This window comes from Flavobacterium macacae (genome assembly GCF_003865365.1).
GTDB lineage: Bacteria > Bacteroidota > Bacteroidia > Flavobacteriales > Flavobacteriaceae > Flavobacterium > Flavobacterium macacae.
The window spans coordinates 28,393-53,736 of record NZ_RQVR01000014.1; the positions used below are offsets into that span (position 1 = coordinate 28,393).

Consider the following 25,344-nt stretch of genomic DNA (forward strand, 5'->3'; position numbering starts at 1 on the left):
ACACTTGAGAATCAATTTTTACATAAAATAAAAAATCCCCAAACAAACATTTGAGGATTCTTAAAATTTTAACTTTTACAACTTTATTTTTTAGCTAAAAAATGTTTAAGCAATAAATTGGTTGAGCTATCGTGGGACTTTACAGTACCTGAATTGATTTCTTCTAAAATTGAATTGGCCAATTGTTTTCCTAATTCCACGCCCCATTGGTCGTAGCTATAAATGTTCCAAATCACACCTTGAACAAAGATCTTATGTTCGTATAAAGAAATTAACGAACCTAAAGTTTCTGGAGTCAATTTATCGATCAACAACGTATTCGTTGGTTTGTTTCCTTGAAAAACCTTAAACGGAGTCAAGAAATCAGCTTGCCCAGAAGAAAGATTTACTTTCGTAAACTCTGCTCTCACTTGGTCTTCTGTTTTACCATTCAATAATGCTTCCGTTTGTGCAAAGAAGTTTGACATCAACTTATCGTGATGGTCGCTGTCTCCGTATAAAGGTTTTACGAATCCTATAAAATCAGTCGGAATCAATTTTGTTCCTTGGTGAATTAATTGAAAAAAGGCGTGTTGCGAGTTAGTTCCTGGTTCGCCCCAAATAATGGTTCCGGTTTGATAATTCACTGGATTTCCATCTCTTCCCACACTTTTCCCGTTGCTTTCCATAATTCCTTGTTGCAAATACGGCGCTAATTTTTGCAAATATTGCGTGTAAGGAATCAAAGCTTCACTTTCTGCTCCGAAGAAATTATTGTACCAAATGCTTAACAAAGCTAAAATAACAGGGATATTTTGGTCGAATTCAGTTGTTTTAAAATGTTCGTCCATTTGGTTTGCGCCTTTCAATAATTTATCAAAATTATCAAAACCAACCGCTAAACTGATAGACAAACCAACGGCGCTCCAAAGTGAAAAACGTCCTCCGACCCAGTCCCACATCGGGAAAACATTATCAGGATTAATTCCGAATTCTGTTACTTTTTGGATATTCGTTGAAACCGCCACAAAGTGTTTTGCAACATCTTCTTGCTTTGCCGATTTTAAAAACCACTTTCTAACCGTTTCAGAATTGGATAGCGTTTCTTGCGTTGTAAACGTTTTTGAAACGATTACAAACAGCGTCGTTTCTGGATTTAAATTTTTTATTTTTTCTTGAACGTGATCACCGTCAACATTTGAGATAAAGTGGACATTCAATTGATTTTTATAGAATTGTAAAGCTTCCACTGCCATTGCTGGACCTAAATCTGAGCCACCAATACCAATGTTTACAACGTCTGTGAATGCTTTTCCTGTAAAACCTTTTCTTTCTCCAGAAATTACTTCCTCAGAAAAAGCTTTGATTTTTTGCTGCACTTCATATACTTCTGGCATCACATTTTCGCCATCCACCTTAACAACGGCATCCTCTTGAGCTCTTAAAGCCGTGTGCAAAACCGCACGATTTTCGGTTTCATTGATGATATCGCCTTCAAAATATTTTGAAATCGCCTCTTTCAAATCTACTTCTTTGGCCAAAGCCAAAAGCAAATCGATAGTTTCCTGCGTGATGATATTTTTTGAATAATCTACTAGGAAATCATTCCATTGTAGATTAAATTTTTCAGCTCTGGTGCTGTCGTTTGCAAACATTTCAGTCATTGAAGCCGTCTGCATTTTGTTATAAAAATGCTCGCGCAATTTTTCCCAAGCGACAGTTCCAGAAGGATTGGTTTTTCCTAAAGCCATTGTATATTGTATTTGAATTTATTGTCTTTTGAAGTTTCAAATTTAGACAATAACTGAATTATTTTTTAAATTTTAAGGTGGCAATACTGTCCAGTTCTTTTTTCATCGGAGTCATTTCTGAAATAAATCTTGATTTGTATTTCGCGTCCATCGGAATTGAACTTGGAAGTTTTTGCTTTAAAGCATCCACTTGGACGCCGTTTTTCCAAAATCGATAGCAAACATGGGGTCCTGTAGCCAAACCAGTGCTTCCCACTTTTCCGATCACATCACCTTGTGAAACTCGTTGGCCTTGGCGAACTAAAATTTTCGACATGTGCAGGTATTGTGTTGAATAGGTTCTGTCATGTTTCACTTTTACATAGTTACCGTTTCCGGCAGTGTAACCTGTTCTTTCAACAACTCCAGAAGCTGTTGTAATAATTGGCGTGCCGTGCGAAGCGGCGTAATCGGTTCCGTTGTGCGCTTTGAAACGTTGCTGTACTGGATGAAACCTGTTTTTTGAAAATTTGGAAGAAATTCTAAATCCGAATTTTAGTGGCGCTTTTAGGAACATCGTCTTTAAAACTTTTCCTTCTTCGTCATAATAATTTGTTTTTGTAGAAGCGGTGTCATGCTTGAAAGGAAATGCGTAAATCTTTTTTCCCTTGTATTCAAAAAACGAAGCTTGAAGACTTTCAACTCCGGCATAAATAGTATCATTGATGTACTTTTCATCAAAAGTAACGGCAAATTTATCGCCTTTTTGAATCTTAAAAAAATCGACAGAATAGGCATAAATATCAGCTAGATTCTGTGCCATCGAAGGATCGACTCCAGCATTGCTTAAAGTTTCTGACAGCGAGCCTTTAATTTCGGTAGCTATTGTTCTTCTCTTGATTGTAAGTGGTTTTTTTCGTCTGTAAGCAACGATGGAATCTCTTAAATCAATAACATTATAATGAATATTGTCTTTTTGGTAAATAAAAACTTGGACTTGGTGTGGCGCCGTTTTCGATTTTAAAATCACATAGGGCTTACCAGCGCGAATATCCCTGAAATTAAAGGAATCTCTCGCTTTTTCAGTAATTTCGTGAACTTTATATTCTCCCAAATCGTGTTTGTCCATTATAGTACCAAAGGTGTCGCCACTTTGCACCGTATCATTTTCTACTTTAAAATCGTTTAAAGTAAATCCAAATTCAACAACCACAGGCTCTTTTACCGGAACTTCTTTTTTTGCTTCTTTTGCTGTTTTTTCTTTTTTATCATTGCACGAAAAAAGTGCAAAAAGAAACAACAGGCTTAAAATTTTGTATTTCAAATCGTATTCTTTAAATCTATTCGACGTTTTTTTCTTCACCCCACGAAGCTAATTCTTCTGGAGACCACAATTCTGGGAAAAAAATTCTTCTTTGGTATTTCGGATGCATGTATTTTTTCCAATCGCTTCCGCCAGTTGCCTCTCCATCTCCTTTTCCGCTTCCTTCAATATATTTTTTGGCTGTATTCAAATGCTGCATGACCCATGTGATGTTCACGGTGTGGTCATAATGACGCATCGCTTTCACTAAATCTGCATTTTTTTGATCTCCTTCTGGTAATTCCTTGAACTTTTGCCACACATTAATGGTGTTATACTCTTCCATATAACTCAAAAACTGTGGTTTATATTTTCTTTCAAATTCTTTTAACAGATATGATTTTTCACCCGTGTGGTAATCTTTACCTGCTGCTTGCCAATACAGATGCTCCATCGCGAATTCATACGAAGTCGTTCTGTCAATTGTTTTTCTATATCGGTAATCAATCAGGTTGATCAAATCAGTAGAACAAAATTCAATCAAGCGGTACTGAGCGCTCTGAAAACCACTTGCTGGAGTCAGCGTATTTCTGAATTTCATGTATTGCTCAATATCCATTCCGTCGCCCATAATATCAAAAGACGTAGTCAGCATGTCAAAATAACGGCTGATTCGCATCAATTTTTCGGTAAAATAGGCTGTTTCTGGTTTTGAAGTATGGCAAAGCTGATCCATTTCCCAAAGGATCATTTTAAACAACAGCTCATTGACCTGGTGGTACATAATAAACACCATTTCATCAGGAAGCGTTGTTCTCTGAATTTGCAAATTCAACAAAGCATCCGTTTGGATATAATCCCAATAAGTGATTGGTTTTGACCAAAGCAACCCTTCTAGGTGCGTTTCGGTTTTTTGACTGATTGCTTGAAATTTATTTTCTAGTTGATCTAACTGATCTTTAATGCCGGGGGTGATATCCATTCTCTTATTTTTCTGCTATAACTTTGAAAGAATTTTTAAGTCCTTTAAAATTGTCAATATCTGCCTTTAACGAACCAACGGCCAAACTGGCTTTAATTCGCAAAGGAACTTTGTTATCATCATCTGAAATCCAGACCGTTAAGCTTTCTTCTTCTTTAAAAACGCGTCCAGCTTGAACGTAAGGTCTAAAAATCATCGATTTTACTTTTCCAAATTTAGTGGATATAACTTCTCTACCCATAAATTTTAACTTAAACTTTGTCGTTTCGTCGTCAAAAAACATATCGATGGCAATTGACTCCCCTACTTTTAGCTTGTCAATATTAGGATGGTTTCTTAAATAGTAGAAAGCGGAAACAATATCTTGGACATTTTCTGGAACCGAAATCGTTTTTTCAGATTTGCGCTTGTAGTCTTTCACCAATACAGTATTAGCCGTTTGGTTAAAGAAACCTTCTTGGTCCTTTTTATAACCGCCTTCATCAATTTTTCTTATAAATTGGTAAGGCTGTCCTGTTTTTTTATCAAAATAACTTTGGTAGTCGTCATTGACCTTAAAGAAAAATTTGGTCATTCCGGTAGTATATCCATTACCCACAACGTGGAAAACTTTTTTATTGTTTTTCGTTGCTTCTTTAACTTCTAAAGTTGCATATCCGGCGTTGACTAAACCATAATGAATCCTGAATTTAAACCATTCGCCCACATCAAACGCACTTTCAGTTTGTGCCCGAAGTCCAGCAGTTACAAGTAACATTACAATTAAAATCTTTTTCATAAATCTATTTTAAAGTTCTTTGGCTACTGAATATACAAATTTTATTCCAAATGTACCAAAACAAAAAAACCCAGTCAAAAATATGACTGAGTTTTTATGCTATTAACCAACCAAAAAACTATAAATTATGAAAATTTACATAAAAATTGAAGGAAACCACTCCTTCTCTTTTTGCGAGTGCAAAGGTAGATATTAATTACATTATTACAATTAAAAATTTAAGTTTAACAGTAAATTAGCAATAAATAGATCCTTAGAAGGCTTATTCTTAAATTATTGTTATTATTTTAATCAATATTATAACGTTCCTCTTTTTTCTTGCTCTCTTTCAATTGATTCAAAAAGCGCTTTAAAGTTCCCTGCTCCAAAACCTCTTGCACCCATTCTTTGGATTACTTCAAAAAATAAGGTTGGTCGATCTTCAACCGGCTTAGTGAAAATCTGCAACAAATATCCTTCTTCATCGGCATCAATCATGATTCCAAGAGCCATCAGCTTATTGATATCTTCTTGTAATTTATGATTGTGTGCTTCTAAACGCAATGGAACTGAATCATAATACGCTTGTGGCGGCGTGCTTAAAAATTCGATTCCGCGAGAACGCATATCGGCTACTGTTGCTAAAATATCGTCAGTTGCAACGGCGATATGCTGAATACCTGAACCTTCATAGAAATCTAAATACTCTTCGATTTGTGATTTTTTCTTTCCTTCGGCCGGTTCGTTGATTGGAAATTTGATTCTTCCATTTCCGTTTGACATTACTTTTGACATCAAAGCTGAATACTCAGTGGTAATTTGTTTGTCATCAAAAGAAAGGAAATTCACGAATCCCATCACGTCTTCATACCATTTTACCCAAGTATTCATTTCATTCCAGCCTACATTTCCAACCATGTGGTCAATGTATTTTAACCCAACTGGTGCCGGATTATAATCTGATTCCCATTTTTTATATCCAGGCAAAAATTCTCCATGGTAGTTTTTGCGTTCTACAAACATGTGAACCGTTTCTCCATATGTGTAAATTCCGGCACGGACAACTTCTCCGTGTTCATCAGTTTCTACAGTTGGTTCCATATATGATTTTGCACCGCGCTTGATCGTTTCTTCATAAGCAGAACGAGCATCTTCTACCCAAAGTGCCGCAATTTTCACTCCGTCACCATGTTTTTTTACATGTTCTCCAATTGGAGAATCGCTTTTTAAAGCGGTAGTTAAAACCAAACGGATCTTATCTTGCTTTAACACATATGAAGCCCTGTCTTTAACCCCAGTTTCTAATCCTGCATACGCATGGGATTGAAAACCAAAAGCAGTTTTGTAAAAATGGGCCGCTTGTTTTGCATTTCCTACATAGAATTCTACATAATCTGTTCCTAAAAGAGGTAAGAAGTCTTGTGCTCCATCAAATATTTTTTCTAATCCGTATTCTACTGATTTTATTTCTTTACTCATAATTTTAAATATTTTGGCGAATTATGGCATTAGCGAATCTGCAAGTTCTATTCCTCACAAATAAGCATTTACCATTCGCCCATTCTTTTTAGTTGTATTTATTATTTTGTTTCCTTTTAAAACATCGCTTAGCTACTCCACCCACGATTTATAATACTGGCCATCATCTAATCCCATTGCTTCTTCAGTCACCATCAAAGGTCGGAATGTATCTACCATTACTGCCAATTCTAGCGTTTCAGTATGGCCGATGCTTCTTTCCATCGCGCCTGGTGCCGGACCGTGCGGAATTCCTTTTGGATGCAGCGTAATATGTCCTTGCTCGATATTGTTTCTGGACATAAAATCGCCATCAACATAATACAAAACCTCATCGCTATCAATATTGCTATGATTATAAGGAGCCGGAATTGATTTTGGATGGTAATCATAAAGTCTCGGAACAAAGGAACATACTACAAAAGTCGATGTTTCAAAGGTCTGATGAATTGGCGGCGGCAAATGCACGCGGCCTGTTATAGGCTCAAAGTTGTGTATGCTGAAAGCGTAAGGAAAGTTATAACCGTCCCAACCCACAACGTCAAAAGGATGTGTGGCATACACCACTTCATGTAACATTCCTTCTTTTTTAATTTTGATAAGAAAATCGCCTTTTTCATCAAAAGTTTCCAATTCAGTTGGCAATTTAAAATCGCGCTCGCAAAAAGGAGAATGCTCTAAATGCTGGCCAGATTCATTTTTATACCTTTTGGGAGTATAAAACGGAGCGAAAGATTCTACATAAAACAAACGGTTTTCTTCAGTATCAAAATCAATTTGATAAATAATCCCTCTTGGAACGATAAGATAATCGCCATATTCAAACGGAATATTTCCCATCATCGTGCGAAGCGTTCCCGTTCCTTTGTGGATGAAAATCATTTCATCGGCATCGGCATTTTTATAAAAATAATCACGTAATGATTTTTTTGGAGCTGCCAATCCAATCGTACAGTCTTTATTGACCAACATTGGTTTTCTGCTTTCTAAAAAATCATCAGCGGACTTCAATTCAAAACCTTTTAGCAAAAGCGATTTGATGTTTTTTCCAATCGCAATTTTTGGCTCAACATTATGAGAAGCTAAAATTTCTTTGACCTGTGTAGGTCGGTGAACGTGATATAACAATGAAGAATGTCCGTGAAAACCTTCTGTTCCAAAAAGCTGTTCGTAGTACAAACCGCCGTCAGGCTTTTCAAACTGCGTATGTCTTTTTTGGGGGAATTCTCCTAATTTATGATATAGTGGCATAACTTTTTAATTAGATAATTTTGAAAATTAGATAATTAGAAAATGGATATTCGCAGTAGGATAATTAGCTCATTTTCTAATTGACTAATTATCTAACTGAAATCATTCTGGGTTTCTTTTAATGAGAAACTTTAAGTGCGCTAATAAACCGATCCAGCTTGCATTCATAGTCACAAATATCGTAAAAATTAATTTTTTTAGAGGTATTATTATAAAATATTTATTTTAAAACAGAAAAGGCGCTGACAATTTTAATTATCAGCGCCTTTTTATTATTTTATAAAAATTTATTCGGTCTTATTTAGTTTGGACCTGCTTTTACCATAAGCAAAGTATATTAAAACCCCTAATCCCATCCAACCTAATAATCGCAACCAACTTTCAGAAGGAAGTGAATACATCAGATACAAACAAACTACTATCCCGGCGATTGGCACAAACGGAACCAAAGGAACACGGAACGATCTTGGAGCATCTGGCATTTTTTTACGCATGATTAAAATTCCAAGACAAACCAAAGCAAAGGCAAATAAAGTTCCGATACTTACCATGTGTCCAAGATCTTTTATTGGAACAAAACCAGCAAAAATACTCACGAAAAACATAAAAAAGATATTTGTTTTCCAAGGCGTACGGAATTTACTATGAATATCTCCGAAAAACCTTGGCAAAAGACCGTCTTTACTCATCGAGTAAAACACACGGCTCTGCCCCATTAACATCACTAAAATTACAGATGTATAACCTGCCAAAATAGCAACAATTAAACCCATTTGTAAAAAAGAATATCCCGTTACTGCAAAAGCAGTTGCCGCTGGCGACGCATCACCTTTGAATGCTGTGTAAGGAACAAGACCCGTCATTACATAGGAAAACAGTACATATAAAACAGTACAAACCAATAACGAACCTAGTATTCCGACAGGCATCCCTTTTTGGGGATCTTTTGCTTCTTGCGCCGCGGTTGAAACAGCATCAAAACCAATAAAGGCAAAGAAAACCAAACCTGCTCCAGCAGCAATACCTGACATTCCTCCGAACTCACCTACTTTTTCACCTGTTACTGGATCAATATGTGCGGGAACAAATTCAGGAATATAAGGGACATGAAAATCTGGGTTGATATGCTGCCATCCTAAAATAATAAAAACCACCACAACTATCACTTTTACCACAACTAAAATGTTGTTGACAAAAGCCGATTCTTTCGTACCGCGAATTAACAAAAGTGATAAAATACAAACGATAAAAATAGCCGGTAAGTTGATTATGCCACCTTCTGCAGGAGCATTTGTAAATTCAGGCGGAAGCATGATTCCAAAATGTGCAAATAATTTATTGAGATACGCTCCCCAGCTTACACCAACAGTTGCAGCACCCAAAGCATATTCTAAAACGAGATCCCAACCAATAATCCATGCAATAAATTCTCCCATGGTGGCATAAGAATAAGTATAAGCACTGCCTGCTACTGGAATCATGGATGCAAATTCAGCATAACACAATCCGGCAAAGGCACAACCAACGGCTGCTAAAACAAATGATAAAGTTACGGCTGGCCCAGCATGATCTGCCGCTGCGATTCCGGTTAATGAAAATAATCCTGCTCCGATGATAGCTCCGATTCCCATTGCTACTAAGGCTCTAGAAGACAGGGTTCTTTTCAACCCTTTTTCATCTTCAGACGCTTCGCTCATTAGGATAGCTAATGATTTTCTTCTCCAAATAGACATAAATTTGCTTCTTTAATAGTTTTATGAAGCCAAATATAGTTTTTTTACAGAATAATTAACAGAAAAAATTCATGTTTAATATTTTCGCAGGAAAATTAAAACCAGAAACCGAGACTGAACCACGTATAATGATTTCCTGTTTCTGGTGACCAAGAATGCTTTAATTCCACAGGGCCTATAATTGTTTCCAGTCCATAGCCTAAAGCATAACCTGAATATTGTGGCTGTTCAATCCATGCGTCAGAATCAAACAATTTGTAGCCGACGTTTGCGTAATTCGCAGTGAAGTTTACATGATTTTTGCGAAAAATCTCATAATTTAGATTTATGGCTCCTTTGATATAGCTGTTTCCGGATAAACTGACAAAGTCATAACCATAAAAATGCCTAAAATTATTGACCATATTATAGCCATAACCCCCTAATATAAAATCAAAAAACGGAACAGTTTGTTCACCAATGGTAAATCCTGCTTCTGACTGAACCATGACGGTAAGGTGGTTAAAAAAAGTTGTAGCATACGCCAATTCGCCTTTTAAGATAGAAAATCGTTCAAAATCCCTGCTGTAATCTGAGGAATATAAAAACGATTGAAAATCCCCAGTAAATAAAATCCCTTCTCGCGGAAAGTACTTTTTGTCAAACGAATCATATTTGGCATAAGCCACACCACTCACATAATCACTATTTTCTAAGATTGGATTTGTATTTGTGCTTTCCAGAGTCTTTGTTTTTATACGCAGGTGCTTGTATTCTGCACCAACACCAATCAAAAATTTCTGGGCAAAAATGGTTTGAAAATAAACCTGGTTTGAAAAATCACTATAATCGATATTGATTGAATTTAATCCGAAAAGATCTAAAAACTCACCGTCATTAAAATCGGTCAATATATTTTTATTAAAACTATTAAACCTGGATTTCACGCCAAAACTCCATCTAAAACCGTTGTCAAGATAGTAGTCTAAGTAATATCTAAAATTATCGCCCAAACCAACATCCAGCGAAATTACGTCATTTTTAAAGAACATTTTCTTCTGGGTGGCATTCAGCAACACCGCGCTTTTGTAAAGCCCGTCATAATGAAGCCCAAATTTAAGATACGTCTTTACGCGGTTCTCAATCAAATCTATGTCTAAAATATCATCGCCATTTTCTGCTTTTTCAAAAGAATAACCGATGGAACTAAAGTTTTGGGTAGCACTCAAAGTATTAATTCCTTTATCTAAATCTTCGTAACTGATTTTTGTCCCCGCTTTAAAACCTAATTTTCCAACCACATAAGAACGGGTATAGTTTTCCAATTGGGGCGTTCGGATTCCGGTAATAGTTATCGAATCTTTTTTTATTTTTAAAGTAGCCCTTTCTGATTTTTTATAATCTTTGGAAAGCACTTTTAACTGTTCTATCGCTTGTTGCGCCGCCTCTTCACCTCTTTTTATAATTTCAGTACCTTGGTCAAATGAAACTACATTAAATCCATCAATATCTGGCTTGATATAAATGTCTGTATTTTTAATGTTTTCAGGCATCTTTTTGATCATCTGCATGTTGGTAATCTGCACCAAAATTCGAGTCGCATCATTCAGCGCTTTCCGATCTTTGAAACCGTCTTGAACATCAACACCAATGATGATATCAGCACCCATCTTTTTAACTTCTTCAATCGGATAATTGTTCACAACGCCTCCATCAATCAGCAATTTGCCATCAATTTCAACGGGCATATACAATGAGGGAAACGCCGCGCTTGCAATAATCGCCTGTGGCAAAGATCCTTTATTAAGCAAAACTTGATCACCGGTTTCAATATCGGTCGCAATGCACAAAAACGGAATGGGAAGTTTGTTAAAATCACGAATGTGGCGCACATCATGCGTCAACTTGCTGATCAAATTAAAGTTGTAAAGTCCTTTTGAAAGCGCTCTGGGAATACCAATCCGCAATTTTCTGAAAGGCAAAGCCAAAGCATACACCTCGTCGTTTCTTTTTTCGTAGAAATTCTTTGTAGATCTTGGAACAAAATCCTGAATCAAAGCGTCATAATCGGTGGTTTTGAAGATTGAATCAATTTGGCTGGAACTATATCCCACTGAATAAAGTCCGCCGATAATCGCACCCATACTGGTGCCTCCGATATATGAAATTTCAATTCCTTGCTCTTCTAAAACTTTTAAAACGCCAATATGCGCCAACCCTTTTGCTCCGCCACCACTCAAAACCAAGCCGATTTTAGGCTTTTTCTGCTCTTGCGAAAATGCAACCGATATTGAGAATACCAGAAGAAATAAGAGCATCAGTTTTTTCATAGGGAGAGTTTACTTGGTGGGATTGTAAAAGTCGGTAATTTTTTTTGCTTTTGAAACACCTATAACGTCAGAAATTTCTTTTTCTGTCGCTTGAGACAATCTTTTAACAGATTTAAAATGTTTGATTAAAGTAATCATCGTTTTTTCGCCAATGCCCGGTATGGATTCTACCGAAGTCGTCAACGCCGATTTGCTTCTCTTGTCACGATGGTGCGTAATCCCAAAACGGTGCGCTTCATTCCTTAATTGCTGAATCACTTTCAACGTTTCAGACTTTTTGTCTAAATAAAGCGGAATCGAATCACCCGGATAAAACAATTCTTCGAGGCGTTTTGCAATACCTATAATCGCAATTTTTCCTCTTAAATTCAAATCATCCAAGCTTTTTAAAGCCGAAGACAATTGCCCTTTTCCACCGTCAATAATGATCAATTGTGGCAACGGCTGTTCTTCGTCAAGCAGTCTTTTGTATCTTCTGTAAACCACTTCTTCCATCGACGCAAAGTCATTCGGGCCTTCAACGGTTTTGATATTAAAATGTCGGTAATCTTTTTTGCTCGGTTTTCCGTCCTTAAAAACCACGCACGCTGCCACCGGATTGGTTCCTTGAATGTTCGAGTTGTCAAAACATTCAATATGTCTTGGCTCCACCGAAAGTCGCAAATCTTTTTGCATTTGCGCCATAATTCGGTTCGTATGCCGGTCTGGATCCACAATTTGCAATTGCTTTAATTGATCCATTCGATAAAATTTGGCATTGCGGAGCGACAATTCCAATAGCTGTTTTTTATCGCCTAATTGCGGAACGGTTACTTTCACGCTTTCGCCCAAATCAAGCTCAAAGGGCACAATGATTTCCTTGGATAAAAGCTTAAATCGTTCGCGCAGTTCCACAACCGCCAATTCTAACAGTTCTTCGTCGGTTTCTTCTAACTTTTTCTTCATTTCCAAAGTATGCGAACGGATAATCGATCCGTGTGAAATCTGCAAGAAATTCACATAACCCATACTTTCATCTGATGTAATCGAAAACACATCAACGTTCGAAATACGAGGATTTACAATGGTGGAACGCGATTGGTAATTTTCTAAAACCTCAATTTTATCTTTAATTCTCTGCGCTTCTTCAAACTTCATTTCTGAAGCGAGGTTTTTCATCAGCGTTCTGAAATCCTTCAAGCTTTCCTTAAAATTTCCTTTTAAAATTTCTCGAATCGCATCAATATTATTTTGATAATCTTCTAGCGCTTGATGGCCTTCGCAAGGTCCTTTGCAATTCCCGATGTGGTATTCCAAACACACTTTGTATTTTCCTGAATTGATATTTTCTCGAGACAGATCATAGTTGCACGTTCTTAATTGATACAATTCTTTAATCAAATCTAAAAGCGTGTGAACGGTCTTGAAACTGGTATAAGGGCCAAAATATTCTGAGCCGTCTTTGACCATATTTCTGGTCGTAAATATTCTCGAAAAAGGTTCTCTTTTAATGCAAATCCAAGGATAGGTCTTGTCATCTTTCAGCAAGATATTATACCTTGGCTGTAATTTTTTGATCAGATTATTTTCTAAAAGCAACGCATCGGTTTCCGTAGGAACCACAATGTGTTTGATGGAAACAATCTTGCGAACCATCACGTTCGTGCGACCGCTTTCGTGCAGTTTATTGAAATACGAGGAAACCCGTTTGCGCAGGTTTTTTGCCTTCCCAACGTATAAAATCTTGTCGTCCTTATCATAATACTGATACACACCCGGATTGTCGGGCAACGTTTGGATTTGAAGTTCTAAAGGAGTTCGCATTGGACAAAGTTACTCGCAAAAATTTCGAATTGCAAGCGATGATTTTTGAAATGTAATGGTTTTAGGAAATATTTAGCGTTGGCAAATTTGAATTTTATACTTTTATCTTTTCTAACTCTTATGGCGAAAACTACACCAAAAGACTTGACCATTTTAGGCGAAACCATTCTGCCTGGCGAAAGTCGCACCTTAAATATGGAGATTGCAAAACTCCACACGATGACCAAATTAAAGATTCCGGTGATTGTGGAACGCTCGTTACTTGAAGGCCCGACGGTTCTGTTTTCTGCAGGTTTGCACGGCGATGAAATCAACGGTGTGGAAATTGTCCGCCAATTAATCGTCCAGAAAATCAACAAGCCAAAAATCGGCACGATCATCTGCATTCCCACCATAAATGTCTTCGGATTTTTAAATCAAAAAAGAGAATTTCCGGACGGAAGAGATATGAACCGCATTTTCCCCGGAAGCAAAAATGGTTCTTTGGCCAGCCGTTTTGCCTATTATTTATTAAAAGAAATTATTCCGAATGTGGATTATTGCATTGATTTTCACGCCGGCGGTGCTTGCCGATTTAATGCACCGCAAATTCGCTTGGTTCCGAATAATCCCGAATTGAAAAAATTATCAGATGTTTTTCACGCTCCGTTTGCTTTGTACGCCAAAAACATTCCGGGTTCGTTTCGAAATTCCTGCGATAAATTAGGCATAAAAATGTTGCTTTTTGAAGGAGGAAAATCGTTAGACATCAACGAATCTATTACCAGGGAAGGCGTTGACGGAACAAAACGATTTTTAGCTTATTTCGGAATGTTATCTCCAAAAAACACCGCAGTCTCTCCGGAAAAGAAAACAATTTATATCGAAAAATCAGGTTGGGTCCGCGCCAAAAGATCAGGAATGTTCAAAGGGTTTATCACCATCGGAAGTTATGTGCAAAAAGGCGAAGTGTTGGCCATTGTTTCTGATCCGTATGGAAAAGTGGAAGTCAAAATCAAAGCGCCCAATGCCGGTTTTGTGATCAATGTAAACGACGCTCCGATTGTATACCAAGGCGATGCGATTTTTCACATTTCAAATGGTTTGGAATATGGGGAAGTCTAATTTAACAGCTATTTGCAAAGAAATTAAAAATGAATAAAAAAGAATTACGTTTAAAATACAAAGCTTTAAGAGCCGAACTTTCTCAAGAAGCTATTGAAGACAAAAGCCTTGCGATAGCCAATCAAGCGGTAAAATCAGCCCTTTGGGAAAAATTGTATTACCATATTTTTCTTCCGATAACAGAACATAAAGAAGTCGATACCGAATTTTTGCTTCAGGTTTTACACGGAAAAGACAAAGAAGTTTTGGTTTCTAAATCCAACTTTGAAACTCGAAAAATGATTCATTTTTTGATGACCGACAGCACCAAATTCAAGAAAAACGAACACAACATTCCTGAACCTGTGGACGGAATTGAAGTGCCTTCGGCAAAAATTGATGTGGTTTTTGTACCTCTTTTGGCTTTTGACAAAAAGGGAAATCGTGTGGGTTATGGCAAAGGTTTTTATGATAATTTCTTGGCTGAATGCAAACCCGAAGTCCTAAAAATCGGATTGTCTTTTTTTGAAGCCGAAGAAGAAATCAGCGACGTTTTTGAAAGCGACGTCAAATTGGATTTTTGCATTACGCCAGATAAAGTGTATGCTTTCTAAGAGAATTCAGCCAAATAATAAGACATGATTAGTGTCAAAAAAACAATGGCTCCTAAAAACCATAAAACTTTGTGTAGCCATTTTTTACCGTTTGAAGTCACAAAAATAATAGACGTGATGATGAACGAAAGAAGCACTGTAAGTAGAGAAATTCCGAGAAGAAAAAGATCTCCATATCCTGAACTTTGTCCTTCTGCTACTATCAAAAACAGTATCAAATAGCAAACAAAAGCAGTAAAAACACTTGCTCCAAACAAAGATAAAAAAGTCGAAAAATTAGACAGGCAACCTTTGTTTTGTGTTTCGCTCATATCCTTACTTAAGCTTGTTTTTCTAATTCTGGAGTTTCAAATGCTCTTTTATTGAAAACAATCAAAATTCCGACACCCACACAAATGGCCATATCGGCTAAATTGAAAATCGCGTTAAAGAAAGTAAATCGTTTTCCGCCCAGCCAAGAGGGTAAATTACCTTCCCAGATTGGGAAATAAAGCATATCGACCACTTTTCCGTGAAACCAGGTTCCATAAGGTTGGTCCGTGAATAATGTAGCAACTTGTCCGTGGCTGTGGTCAAAAATGACTCCATAAAAAACAGAATCGATGATGTTTCCAAAAGCGCCCGCTAAAATTAAAGCAACGGCAACAATTAAAAAATTTGAACTTTGTTTTTTCACAGAATCCCAAAGCCACCACGCAATTCCCGAAACGGCAACCAATCTAAAAAGGGTTAATATCAGTTTTCCGTACGTTCCTGGAATTTCAACTCCCCAAGCCATTCCTTCGTTTTCGATCAATAAAAGTTTGAACCAGCTGGCAACATTTATCTGGTCTATTTCTCCGTAAATAAAATGGGTTTTGACATAGATTTTCGAAATCTGGTCAGCGATAAGAACAAGAATTACTAAAAGGTATGCTTTTTTTAATGACATTATCAGGGATTTGATTCGCAAAAGTAATACTATTATTTCAAAAAAAACGCCCCAAAGTTTGGAGCGTTCAATTATTTTTTCAGTTTAAGTCTATCGTTGTAAGTTCTTTGCTTCAATGCTCATGGTCGCGTGGGGAACAATTTTCAGTCTTTCCTTTCCGATCAACTTTCCGGTTACTTTACAAACACCATAGGTTTTGTTTTCAACACGGAAAAGTGCATTTTTCAAATCACGGATGAACTTCTCTTGACGGATTGCCAATTGCGAGTTCGCTTCTTTAGACATAGTTTCGCTTCCTTCTTCGAAAGCCTTAAACGTAGGCGAAGTGTCGTCTGTACCGTTGTTCAAGTCATTCATATAGGCGCTTTTGATTAAATCTAAATCAGCTTGTGCTTTCTGTATTTTGTTTAAAATAATTTCTTTGAACTCTGCTAAATCAGCATCTGAGTATCGTGTAGCTTCATCTACCATATCCTGCTATTTTGAAATTAATATCCTTGTTTTAATGTTATCAAACTCAATTTCTATACCGTTTTCAATTTTATCCTCAATAATCAGTTCTTCCGTAAGCGTTTCAGCCTTGATGTAATCTGAATTTGCTTGAATTGCTTCTTCTAAATTACCCTCTTTTTGGATCTGAACTTTAATCTTATCGGTTACTTCAAAACCGGAATCTTTTCGGATGTTTTGAATGCGGTTAACCAATTCTCTTGCGATTCCCTCTTTTCTCAATTCATCAGAGATGGTGATGTCTAAAGCCACCGTAATTCCGTTTGCATTTGCGACCAACCAACCTTCGATATCTTGAGATGAAATCTCCACGTCTTCAGAAGTTAAATTAATACTTTTCCCTGAGATGACAATATCTAGCGCACCTGTCTTGTCTAATTCGTTGATTTGCTCTTGAGAAAAACCTTGTATCTCTTTGGAAATCAATCCCATATGTTTTCCAAAACGCGGTCCCAATGCCTTAAAATTAGGCTTAATTTGCTTCACCAAAATCCCCGAAGCATCATCTAAAAGTGTGATTTCTTTCACGTTAACTTCTGCTTTTATCAAGTCAGAAACCGCTTCAATTTCAGCCTTCTGTTTGTCGTCAAGCACTGGTATCATTACCTTTTGCAGAGGCTGCCGTACTTTTATCATCTCTTTCTTACGTAATGATAAAACAAGCGATGAAATGGTCTGCGCTTTCTGCATTCTGCTCTCTAACGACTTATCAACAAAGTTATCAGCATATTTTGGGAACTCGGCCAAATGTACACTGTCAAAATCTTCTGTGTGTGTCGCCTGTGTTAAATCTCTGTAAAGCTTGTCCATAAAGAACGGAGCTACCGGAGCGCTCAATTTCGCAACGGTCAAAAGACACGTATATAAGGTTTGGTACGCCGCAATTTTGTCTTGTGCATATTCGCCTTTCCAGAAACGTCTTCTGCACAAACGAACATACCAGTTGCTCAAATTCTCTTGAACAAAGTCAGAAATTGCTCTCGTCGCTCTTGTTGGCTCATAATCGGCATAAAAAGCATCCACGTCTTTTACCAAAGTATTCAATTCGGATAAAATCCAACGGTCAATTTCGGGCCTTTCGTGTAACGGAACTTCCGCTTCAGCGTAAGTAAAGCCGTCGATATTGGCATACAAACTAAAGAACGAATAGGTATTGTATAATGTTCCGAAGAATTTTCTTTTTACCTCAGCAATTCCCTCGATATCAAATTTCAAGTTGTCCCAAGGATTGGCATTCGAAATCATGTACCAACGCGTCGCATCTGGACCATATTCTGCGATGGTTTCAAAAGGATCTGTCGCGTTTCCTAAACGTTTGGACATTTTTTGTCCGTTTTTGTCTAAAACCAAACCATTTGAAACGACATTTTTATAGGCCACTTTATCAAAAACCAACGTTCCGATGGCGTGTAACGTATAAAACCAACCACGAGTTTGATCCACTCCTTCTGCAATAAAATCAGCTGGAAAATCTTTGTTTCCGTCAATTTTGTCTTTGTTTTCAAACGGATAATGCCATTGTGCATAAGGCATTGCACCCGAATCAAACCAAACGTCAATCAAATCGCTTTCGCGTTTCATCGGTTGGCCTGAAGCCGAAACTAACGTAATTCCATCGACTACATTTTTATGCAAATCAATTAAATCATAATTGGTTTCCGACATATTTCCGATTTCAAAACCTTTGAACGGATTTTCTTTTTGGAAACCTGCTTCGATTGATTTTTCAATGGCGTTGTATAATTCTTCCACAGAACCAATCAACACTTCTTCTTTTTTGTCTTCTGTTCTCCAAATTGGCAACGGAATTCCCCAATATCTTGAACGAGATAAGTTCCAATCGTTGGCGTTTTTCAACCAGTTCCCGAAACGGCCTTCGCCTGTAGATTTTGGTTTCCAGTTGATGGTTTCGTTCAAGTCGAACATTCTGTCTTTGACATCTGTGACTTTGATGAACCAAGAATCCAACGGATAATACAAAAGTGGCTCATCGGTTCTCCAACTGTGTGGGTAACTGTGAACGTATTTTTCTACTTTAAACGCTTTGTTTTCTTCTTTTAAACGAATCGCGATTTCAACATCAACCGACTTTTCTGGAGCGGTTCCGGCATCATAATATTCGTTTTTCACATATTTACCAGCGAAATCGCCCATATGTGACGTAAATTTTCCTTGCAAATCGACCAATGGAACTGCTGTTCCATTTTCGTCTAAAACCAACATTGGCGGTACTTCTGGAGTTGCTTCTTTGGCAACTTTTGCATCATCTGCACCAAAAGTTGGAGCCGTGTGAACGATTCCTGTTCCATCTTCTGTCGTAACGAAATCTCCTGAAATTACTCTGAAAGCATTTTCCGGATTTTGATACGGCAACGTGTAAGGCAATAATTGTTCGTATTTGATTCCGACTACATCTTTCCCTTTGAATTCAGTTAAAACTCTGTAAGGAAGCTGTTTGTCGCCGTTTTTCACTTTCTCGAAATCAGCGTCGTCTTCACTTGCAAAAAATCCTTTTCCGAATTGTTTTCCAACTAAATTTTTAGCCAAAACCACATTGATCGGTTCGAAAGTATATTGATTAAAAGTCTTTACTAAAACATAATCGATCTTTGGTCCAACAGTTAGAGCTGTGTTTGAAGGTAACGTCCAAGGTGTTGTGGTCCAAGCCATAAAATGAACATCTCCAAAACCTTGTAAAAATGAAGGCAAAGTTTCTGGCAATGTCTTGAATTGTGCTACAATCGTCGTATCCGTTACATCTCTGTAAGCTCCAGGTTGATTAACTTCGTGAGAAGACAATCCTGTTCCTGCTTTCGGAGAATACGGCTGAATCGTGTAACCTTTGTACAACAACCCTTTATCGTAGATTTGTTTCAAAAGCCACCAAACCGATTCCATATATTTTGGCTTGTAAGTCACATACGGATCTTCCATATCGACCCAATAGCCCATTTTTTCGGTAAGGTCGTTCCACACATCCGTGTAACGCATAACTGTTTTTTTACAAGCTTCGTTGTATTCTTCGATAGAAATCGTTTTCCCGATGTCTTCTTTTGTGATACCCAATTCTTTCTCAGTTCCCAATTCTACGGGCAAACCGTGAGTATCCCATCCGGCTTTTCGTTTTACTTGAAAACCTTTTTGAGTTTTATAACGACAAAAAATATCTTTAATCGCACGCGCCATCACGTGGTGAATTCCAGGCAATCCGTTTGCAGAAGGCGGTCCTTCAAAAAAAACGTAAGGCTGGTTTCCTTCGCGAGTGGTTACACTTTTTTCAAAGATGTTTTGTTTTTTCCAGAAATCAAGTACTTCAGACGCTACTGTTGGCAGGTCAAGTCCTTTGTATTCAGTAAATTTTGTGCTCATTTTGTCGTTTTCTAAAATCAATTTGCGAAAGTAAGAAATTGTGGTGAGTTATGAGTTATGATTATGCGTTTTTGGCAGATTTGACAAATACCAAAAAATAGCAGACGATTTTTAACGATTATCCAAATTTATCTCCCTTTCCAATAATTAATTAAATCCTCTAAAACCTCTCTTAAGGTTTCTATCGAATTGGGCTTATGAAAAAAACCGTTGATGGGTCTTTTAAAAGCTTCTTCAGACGTAAATTCGTTCCAAGCGCCCGTAAAATATAGAAACGGAATTTTCTTTTCAGTGATTTTAGTTTCTTGCAACATCGCATCGCGCAATTCAAAACCGTTCATTTTGGGCATGTTAATATCAGAAATAATCAAAAACGGATGGCAATCTTCTTGACACAAATAATCCACAACCAAAGTACTGTCTTTTAAAAGCACAATTTCATTGGTGACCAGACTTGAAAGCGCTTCTTTAAAGAATTCCCTGTCGTCTGCATCATCGTCAATTATAAGGATCGGGCCGTCTTTTTTCATTGCAAAATTTAAGTTGCGCAAAAGTACAGCGGGAATACTTGCCGTTTATTATATAATTTGCGTTTTTAGTTGAATGATTTATTTCAAGAGTTTGGTTTTAATTATATTATAATATCAATTTGGATTAAGATGCAAATCAGACCTTTTCAAACATCAGACACCCCTTGCCTACTCGAATTACTTCGTTTAAACACTCCTGATTATTTTTCAGCGAGTGAAGAAAATGACTTGATTGACTATTTAGAAAATGAAATCGAGCAGTATTTTGTGCTTTTAGTTGACCATGAAATCTTGGGTTGCGGTGGTTTTAATTTATCTGAAGACTTAAAAACAGGCAGAATTTCTTGGGATATTTTTCACCCAACAAGCCAAGGAAAAAGACTCGGAACGGCTTTGACAAATTACCGAATCGAGCGCATGAAAGAAATAAAAAGCATTGAAACCATTTCGGTACGAACGTCACAATTGGCTTATCCTTTTTATGCCAAATTTGGATTGGAACTAAAAGAAATTGTAAAAGATTATTGGGCAGATGGATTTGATTTATATCGATTGGAAGCCGATGTTGATTTAGTTAAAATCAAATAAACTGCAAATTGAACTGGAATTGCATTCAATTTTTTCATAATATTGAAGAACAACACAATATTCTATTTCATGCCAAAAATTACTCTTACTAAAACGGATTCTACCAATGCTGATTTTCAAGAATTGGTCACCCATTTAGACCATTATCTCAAAGAAATTAACGGAAAGCACGATGCTTTTTTTTCAAAACATAATACGCTCGACGCTTTAAGCCACGTGATTGTGGCTTATTCTGACGGAAAACCGATTGGCTGTGGCGCATTTAAGCCTTTTTCTGAAAAAGAAGCCGAAATCAAAAGAATGTTTGTGCTGGAAGAATTCAGAGGACAGGGCCTTGGCAGAAAAATCTTGAAAAGCCTAGAATATTGGGCAGAAGAATGCAATTTTGATTTCTGCATCTTAGAAACAAACGGAGAAATACCAAACGCTATAAAATTATACCAGAAAGCAGGTTATTCTTCCATTCAAAATTATGGGCCATATAAAGATGTGGAAAGTTCCATGTGCATGAAAAAATGGGTTTCTGAAATTTAAATTTTTTATAAAAACAAAAAACATGAAACAAGCTTTTGACATTACGTACCAAAACAGAAAAGTGCTTTTGACTTTTTTACAAAATTATTCTTTGGAACAGTTAAACAAAGTTCCAACAGGCTTTAACAACAATATCATTTGGAACATCGGACATATCGTGGTGGTACAGCAACTTTTGGCGTACAAACTTTCTGGATTGCAACCGATGATTTCTTCAGAATTGATTGCAAAATATGCCCGCGGGACCAAGCCAGAAACCGATGTCACGACGTATGAAGTGGAGGAAATAAAAGGATTGCTTTTTAAAACCATTGAACAGACAAAAGATGATTTTGAAAGTTCCATTTTTAAAACCTATCGTGAATTTACCAATGATTTAGGCTTTACGCTAACCAGTATTGAAGAAGCAATTTCGTTTAATAATTTTCACGAAGCCGTGCATCTGGGAATGATTATGAGTATTCGAAAATTTGTTTGATTTAAAATTATAATGCTTAAACGCGTATTCTCTATATTTTTATCGCTCTTTGTAATTAATTGCAACCCAATTACAGAAAAAAACACATCAGAGTCTTTAGAAGATTTTGATGTGTTTTATAATAAGTTTCATAGTGACAGTGTTTTTCAACTCTCAAGAATTAAATTCCCTTTAAAAGGAAAAAAAATAGACGGCTTCAAAAAAGAAGAATGGACAGCTAAAAATTGGGACCCGCTAATTACTAAAATTACTGCTATTGACACAACAGAATTTAAAACAAGCGCTATTAAAAGAGATTCAACATTTATTCAAAAGTGCTACATTTCAGATTCTGGATTTTACACAGAATATCAATTTGAATTAGTCGACGGCAAGTGGAATCTAGTCTACGCTCTTGATAAAAACCTTTGATTATTTAATCTTCAAAAACGTATCCGCTTCACTATACGGAATCAAAACTTCTTTTGGACCTTCCACATACGCGGCAATTTCATAAATATTGTAATACAAAAGCAAGCCTTTGTCGGTATAAAAATAAGTCTGAGGCAATTCAAAAACTTCTTTCATAAACATCATTCCGGTTGAATTGATTGGTTTTGTTGCCGGAATTTTAAACTTCTCACGGAATTTCTTTTCAGCTAAAACTTTAAAAGCAATAGTGTCTTTTAAGATGTCGTTTTTTTCTAACGATTTCCCGGTTGCTTTGTCAAAAATCAGCGAACGGTTTCCGTCATACCCGTGAGCGCCTCCGGTAAATGTATAATTGTGTAATTTTATATTTAAGATTTTATCAGAAGTATACGCCACGCTAGCTTCTACTTTCGCTTCCCAACCTGGTCTTTCGTCTGCATATTCTTCTTTCAATTTATCATAAGAATCGATGAAGGCTGCCATCACTTCTTCGTACGTTTTTCCATCTGAAGGTTTTTCTCCAAAATAAACAATGCCGCGAACCGTATTAAATATTTTTTTATTGATACTGTCAGCAACTACCGCAACATTTGAAACTTCGGGAACCACGATTTTCACTTCAGCACAAACAGCTGTCTTGCACGGAAGCGCGGTTTTCTTTTCGTATGTTTTGGTTTGGAATTCAAGAGTGGCGGTTTCTGAATTTTGTTTTTTATCTTTTTGGCAACTTGCAAACGTAACTGCAATGGCTATTGATAGTAGGACTGTTTTCATGGCTTTGTTGTTAATTATTTATAAAGATACCCTTTTGGGATGGAAATTAAAAGGTAAATTTGTCCTAATATTGATACTTAAAGAATCATTTATATGAAATTTAACACCAAAGTAATTCACGGAGGACAGCACCACGACCCTTCCACAGGCGCTGTAATGCCTCCTGTTTATCAAACTTCGACTTTTTTACAGACCAGTCCTGGAGTTCCTGTTGGCGAATATGAATACAGCAGAGCTGCAAACCCAACCCGTACGGCTTTAGAAAATGCTTTGGCGAGCATTGAAAACGGAACGCGCGGTTTGGCTTTTTCTTCTGGATTGGCAGCCACTGACTGCGTTTTGAGATCCTTTAAAGCAGGCGATGAAATCATTGCAATGGATGATTTATATGGAGGAACGTATAGAATGTTTACCAGAATCTACAAAGATTCAGGCATCAAGTTCCACTTTGTCGACATGAACGATTTAGAGAAATTTAAGTCTTTGATCAATGAAAACACCAAATTGGTTTGGGTGGAGACGCCAACAAACCCGTTAATGAAATTGGCTGACATTGAAGCTATTGCAAAAATAACGAAAGAAAAAAACTTGCTTTTTGCAGTTGACAATACTTTTGCAACGCCGTACCTTCAAAAACCTTTGGATCTTGGCGCGGATATCGTAATGCATTCGGCCACTAAATATCTTGGAGGCCATTCTGATGTTATCGCTGGAGCTTTGATTACGAAGGATGAAAAATTAGGCGAACAGTTGCATTTTCAACAATTTGCAACAGGCGCAACTCTTGGACCGCAAGATTCCTTCTTGGTTTTGAGAGGAATCAAAACATTGAGCTTGAGAGTACAAAGACATTGTGAAAACGGTGTAAAAGTATCTGAATTCTTGAACAATCATCCAAAAGTAAAAACGGTTTTTTATCCAGGATTAGCATCGCATCCGTTTCACGAAATTGCTAAAAAGCAGATGAAAAACGGTTTCGGAGGCATGGTTTCGTTCACTTTTGAATCTGGCAAAAAGGAAGACGCTATTTCTTTCCTAGAAAAATTAGAAGTTTTCACGTTGGCAGAATCTCTGGGCGGTGTGGAATCATTGGCAAATCACCCGGCATTGATGACACACGCTTCGATCCCGGAAGACAAGCGTAAAGAAATCGGTATTTCTGATGACTTGGTTCGTTTGAGCGTAGGAATTGAAGATATTGAAGACCTGCTTGCGGATCTAGAACAAGCGTTGAAATAAGAAAATGTTATAAAAGCAAAAAGTCCCGAAAAGAATCGGGACTTTTTTTATGTCTAAAAACGATTAATTCAAATAATAAATGTATCCAAAGTTTAACCAAACCAACCAGTCATTGGCTTTATTTTCAGGATATCTATCTGGATCAGGACTTAAACCGTCCACCCAGTTGGAGAAATAATATTGAAATCTTAAATCAACCATTAAATCAGAAACTTCGTTTAGCTTATATCGTGTTCCAACGCTTGACACAACAGACCAAGTGTTTCCGTCGTCGTTAGTAAAAGCATCTCTATATTTTACGGGCGTGTTCAAAACGGTCAAAGGTCCGGTTACAGAATAGGCTTCGGGACTGTAGTGGCTGTATTGCGCACCTAAACTCACAAAAGGAGCCCACGAACCATTTGTAGCAATAAAATCTCTAATACTTAAAGGGAAATATTCCAACTGCATCCCGATATTTGTTACCGCCGTGCTTCCTCTCATGTCCCGCAATTGCTGTGCTGCAACCGATTTTTTTTCAGGAGCAACCCATTCGCCAAAATGTTTCAGCTCTGTTTTATTATAAGAGAGCTCTGACCTTACTTTAAAATGATCATTAAAATAAGAATACGACCTAAGGCAATTACATTCTAGATCAATAGCAAAATTCAAATAATGTACGATTCCGATTCCAAGTCCAGTATTTCCCGAATTGGTATTCAAATCATACCGTTCCCCATAATCTGATTGAAAAGCAACAGGCCCTGCAATTACTCCGATTTCATGAGAAAGTCCAAATTGTGCTGTGGAAGAATGTAGGCCGCCAAAAAACAAGGCTGTTAATAAGAGATAGATTTTGGGCATCTGTCTTGTTTAAAAGAATTTAACGACAAATATATAAAAACATAAACCACTTATAAAAAAAAATAAAAAAAATAC

The 25,344-nt window shown here is 37.0% G+C and carries 23 protein-coding genes; 7 read left to right on the plus strand and 16 right to left on the minus strand.

What is annotated here, in order from left to right; translation table 11 throughout:
* Positions 1–83: 83 nt before the first annotated feature.
* The 9 genes from pgi to uvrC all read right to left on the minus strand — a co-directional run bounded on the left by pgi (position 84) and on the right by uvrC (position 13,365).
* The gene (gene pgi, locus EG849_RS12090) at positions 84–1,730 is read right to left on the minus strand and encodes a glucose-6-phosphate isomerase (RefSeq protein WP_125013345.1); all 1,647 of its coding nucleotides are present in this window, start codon (positions 1,728–1,730) and stop codon (positions 84–86) included.
* A 58-nt stretch (positions 1,731–1,788) separates the two neighbouring features.
* Positions 1,789–3,033: a M23 family metallopeptidase gene (locus tag EG849_RS12095; RefSeq protein ID WP_125013346.1), complete on the minus strand. Its 1,245-nt coding sequence runs from the start codon at positions 3,031–3,033 to the stop codon at positions 1,789–1,791.
* Between the two features lie 16 nt (positions 3,034–3,049).
* Positions 3,050–3,994: a tryptophan 2,3-dioxygenase family protein gene (locus tag EG849_RS12100; RefSeq protein WP_199732292.1), complete on the minus strand. Its 945-nt coding sequence runs from the start codon at positions 3,992–3,994 to the stop codon at positions 3,050–3,052.
* A gap of 4 nt (positions 3,995–3,998) precedes the next feature.
* Entirely contained in the window at positions 3,999–4,772 is a 774-nt protein-coding gene (locus tag EG849_RS12105) for a DUF3108 domain-containing protein (RefSeq protein ID WP_125013347.1), read from the minus strand.
* Positions 4,773–5,069: 297 nt separating this feature from the next.
* Positions 5,070–6,230, minus strand: a complete 1,161-nt coding sequence (gene hppD, locus EG849_RS12110; RefSeq protein WP_125013348.1) for a 4-hydroxyphenylpyruvate dioxygenase — start codon at positions 6,228–6,230, stop codon at positions 5,070–5,072.
* A gap of 132 nt (positions 6,231–6,362) precedes the next feature.
* A complete protein-coding gene (locus EG849_RS12115; RefSeq protein WP_125013349.1) occupies positions 6,363–7,520 on the minus strand; it encodes a homogentisate 1,2-dioxygenase in 1,158 nt (385 codons plus the stop codon).
* Positions 7,521–7,807: 287 nt separating this feature from the next.
* On the minus strand, positions 7,808–9,253 hold the full coding sequence (locus EG849_RS12120; protein ID WP_199732294.1) for an amino acid permease: 1,446 nt from the start codon (positions 9,251–9,253) through the stop codon (positions 7,808–7,810).
* 95 nt (positions 9,254–9,348) lie between these two features.
* Positions 9,349–11,562 carry a patatin-like phospholipase family protein gene (locus EG849_RS12125; protein ID WP_125013350.1) on the minus strand — a complete coding sequence of 738 codons (2,214 nt, stop codon included), beginning with the start codon at positions 11,560–11,562 and terminating at the stop codon, positions 9,349–9,351.
* 9 nt (positions 11,563–11,571) lie between these two features.
* The gene (uvrC, locus tag EG849_RS12130; RefSeq protein ID WP_125013351.1) at positions 11,572–13,365 is read right to left on the minus strand and encodes an excinuclease ABC subunit UvrC; all 1,794 of its coding nucleotides are present in this window, start codon (positions 13,363–13,365) and stop codon (positions 11,572–11,574) included.
* 120 nt (positions 13,366–13,485) lie between these two features.
* On the opposite strand from uvrC, the gene EG849_RS12135 reads away from it, so the two are divergent.
* Both EG849_RS12135 and EG849_RS12140 read left to right on the plus strand, forming a co-directional pair.
* Complete coding sequence (locus EG849_RS12135) at positions 13,486–14,469, plus strand: succinylglutamate desuccinylase/aspartoacylase family protein (protein WP_125013352.1); 984 nt, start codon at positions 13,486–13,488, stop codon at positions 14,467–14,469.
* Between the two features lie 29 nt (positions 14,470–14,498).
* Entirely contained in the window at positions 14,499–15,062 is a 564-nt protein-coding gene (locus EG849_RS12140) for a 5-formyltetrahydrofolate cyclo-ligase (RefSeq protein ID WP_125013353.1), read from the plus strand.
* Here EG849_RS12140 and EG849_RS12145 read toward each other — a convergent pair.
* From EG849_RS12145 to EG849_RS12165, 5 genes are all read right to left on the minus strand, one after another.
* Positions 15,059–15,373 (minus strand): hypothetical protein, encoded by a 315-nt coding sequence (locus EG849_RS12145; protein WP_125013354.1) that lies wholly within the window; start codon positions 15,371–15,373, stop codon positions 15,059–15,061. The two genes, EG849_RS12140 and EG849_RS12145, sit on opposite strands and share 4 nt — an antisense overlap.
* Before the next feature lie 8 nt (positions 15,374–15,381).
* Complete coding sequence (locus EG849_RS12150) at positions 15,382–15,993, minus strand: lipoprotein signal peptidase (protein ID WP_125013355.1); 612 nt, start codon at positions 15,991–15,993, stop codon at positions 15,382–15,384.
* A 90-nt stretch (positions 15,994–16,083) separates the two neighbouring features.
* Complete coding sequence (locus EG849_RS12155; RefSeq protein WP_073209154.1) at positions 16,084–16,464, minus strand: TraR/DksA family transcriptional regulator; 381 nt, start codon at positions 16,462–16,464, stop codon at positions 16,084–16,086.
* 6 nt (positions 16,465–16,470) lie between these two features.
* Complete coding sequence (gene ileS, locus EG849_RS12160; RefSeq protein WP_125013356.1) at positions 16,471–19,872, minus strand: isoleucine--tRNA ligase; 3,402 nt, start codon at positions 19,870–19,872, stop codon at positions 16,471–16,473.
* A 128-nt stretch (positions 19,873–20,000) separates the two neighbouring features.
* Positions 20,001–20,402: a response regulator gene (locus EG849_RS12165; RefSeq protein ID WP_125013357.1), complete on the minus strand. Its 402-nt coding sequence runs from the start codon at positions 20,400–20,402 to the stop codon at positions 20,001–20,003.
* A 129-nt stretch (positions 20,403–20,531) separates the two neighbouring features.
* Between EG849_RS12165 and EG849_RS12170 the strand changes: the two genes are divergently transcribed.
* The 4 genes from EG849_RS12170 to EG849_RS12185 all read left to right on the plus strand — a co-directional run bounded on the left by EG849_RS12170 (position 20,532) and on the right by EG849_RS12185 (position 22,413).
* Entirely contained in the window at positions 20,532–20,990 is a 459-nt protein-coding gene (locus tag EG849_RS12170) for a GNAT family N-acetyltransferase (protein WP_125013358.1), read from the plus strand.
* Between the two features lie 69 nt (positions 20,991–21,059).
* On the plus strand, positions 21,060–21,524 hold the full coding sequence (locus EG849_RS12175) for a GNAT family N-acetyltransferase (RefSeq protein WP_233581797.1): 465 nt from the start codon (positions 21,060–21,062) through the stop codon (positions 21,522–21,524).
* Positions 21,525–21,546: 22 nt separating this feature from the next.
* Positions 21,547–22,002 carry a DinB family protein gene (locus EG849_RS12180; protein WP_125013359.1) on the plus strand — a complete coding sequence of 152 codons (456 nt, stop codon included), beginning with the start codon at positions 21,547–21,549 and terminating at the stop codon, positions 22,000–22,002.
* A 12-nt stretch (positions 22,003–22,014) separates the two neighbouring features.
* Positions 22,015–22,413, plus strand: coding sequence for a hypothetical protein (locus EG849_RS12185; protein WP_125013360.1), 399 nt, complete (start codon positions 22,015–22,017; stop codon positions 22,411–22,413).
* Here EG849_RS12185 and EG849_RS12190 read toward each other — a convergent pair whose 3' ends face one another.
* The gene (locus tag EG849_RS12190; RefSeq protein WP_125013361.1) at positions 22,414–23,187 is read right to left on the minus strand and encodes a DUF3298 and DUF4163 domain-containing protein; all 774 of its coding nucleotides are present in this window, start codon (positions 23,185–23,187) and stop codon (positions 22,414–22,416) included.
* Between the two features lie 93 nt (positions 23,188–23,280).
* Between EG849_RS12190 and EG849_RS12195 the strand changes: the two genes are divergently transcribed.
* Positions 23,281–24,426, plus strand: coding sequence for a cystathionine gamma-synthase (locus EG849_RS12195; protein WP_125013362.1), 1,146 nt, complete (start codon positions 23,281–23,283; stop codon positions 24,424–24,426).
* Positions 24,427–24,489: 63 nt separating this feature from the next.
* Here EG849_RS12195 and EG849_RS12200 read toward each other — a convergent pair whose 3' ends face one another.
* Entirely contained in the window at positions 24,490–25,269 is a 780-nt protein-coding gene (locus EG849_RS12200) for a THC0290_0291 family protein (protein ID WP_125013363.1), read from the minus strand.
* Positions 25,270–25,344: the final 75 nt, after the last annotated feature.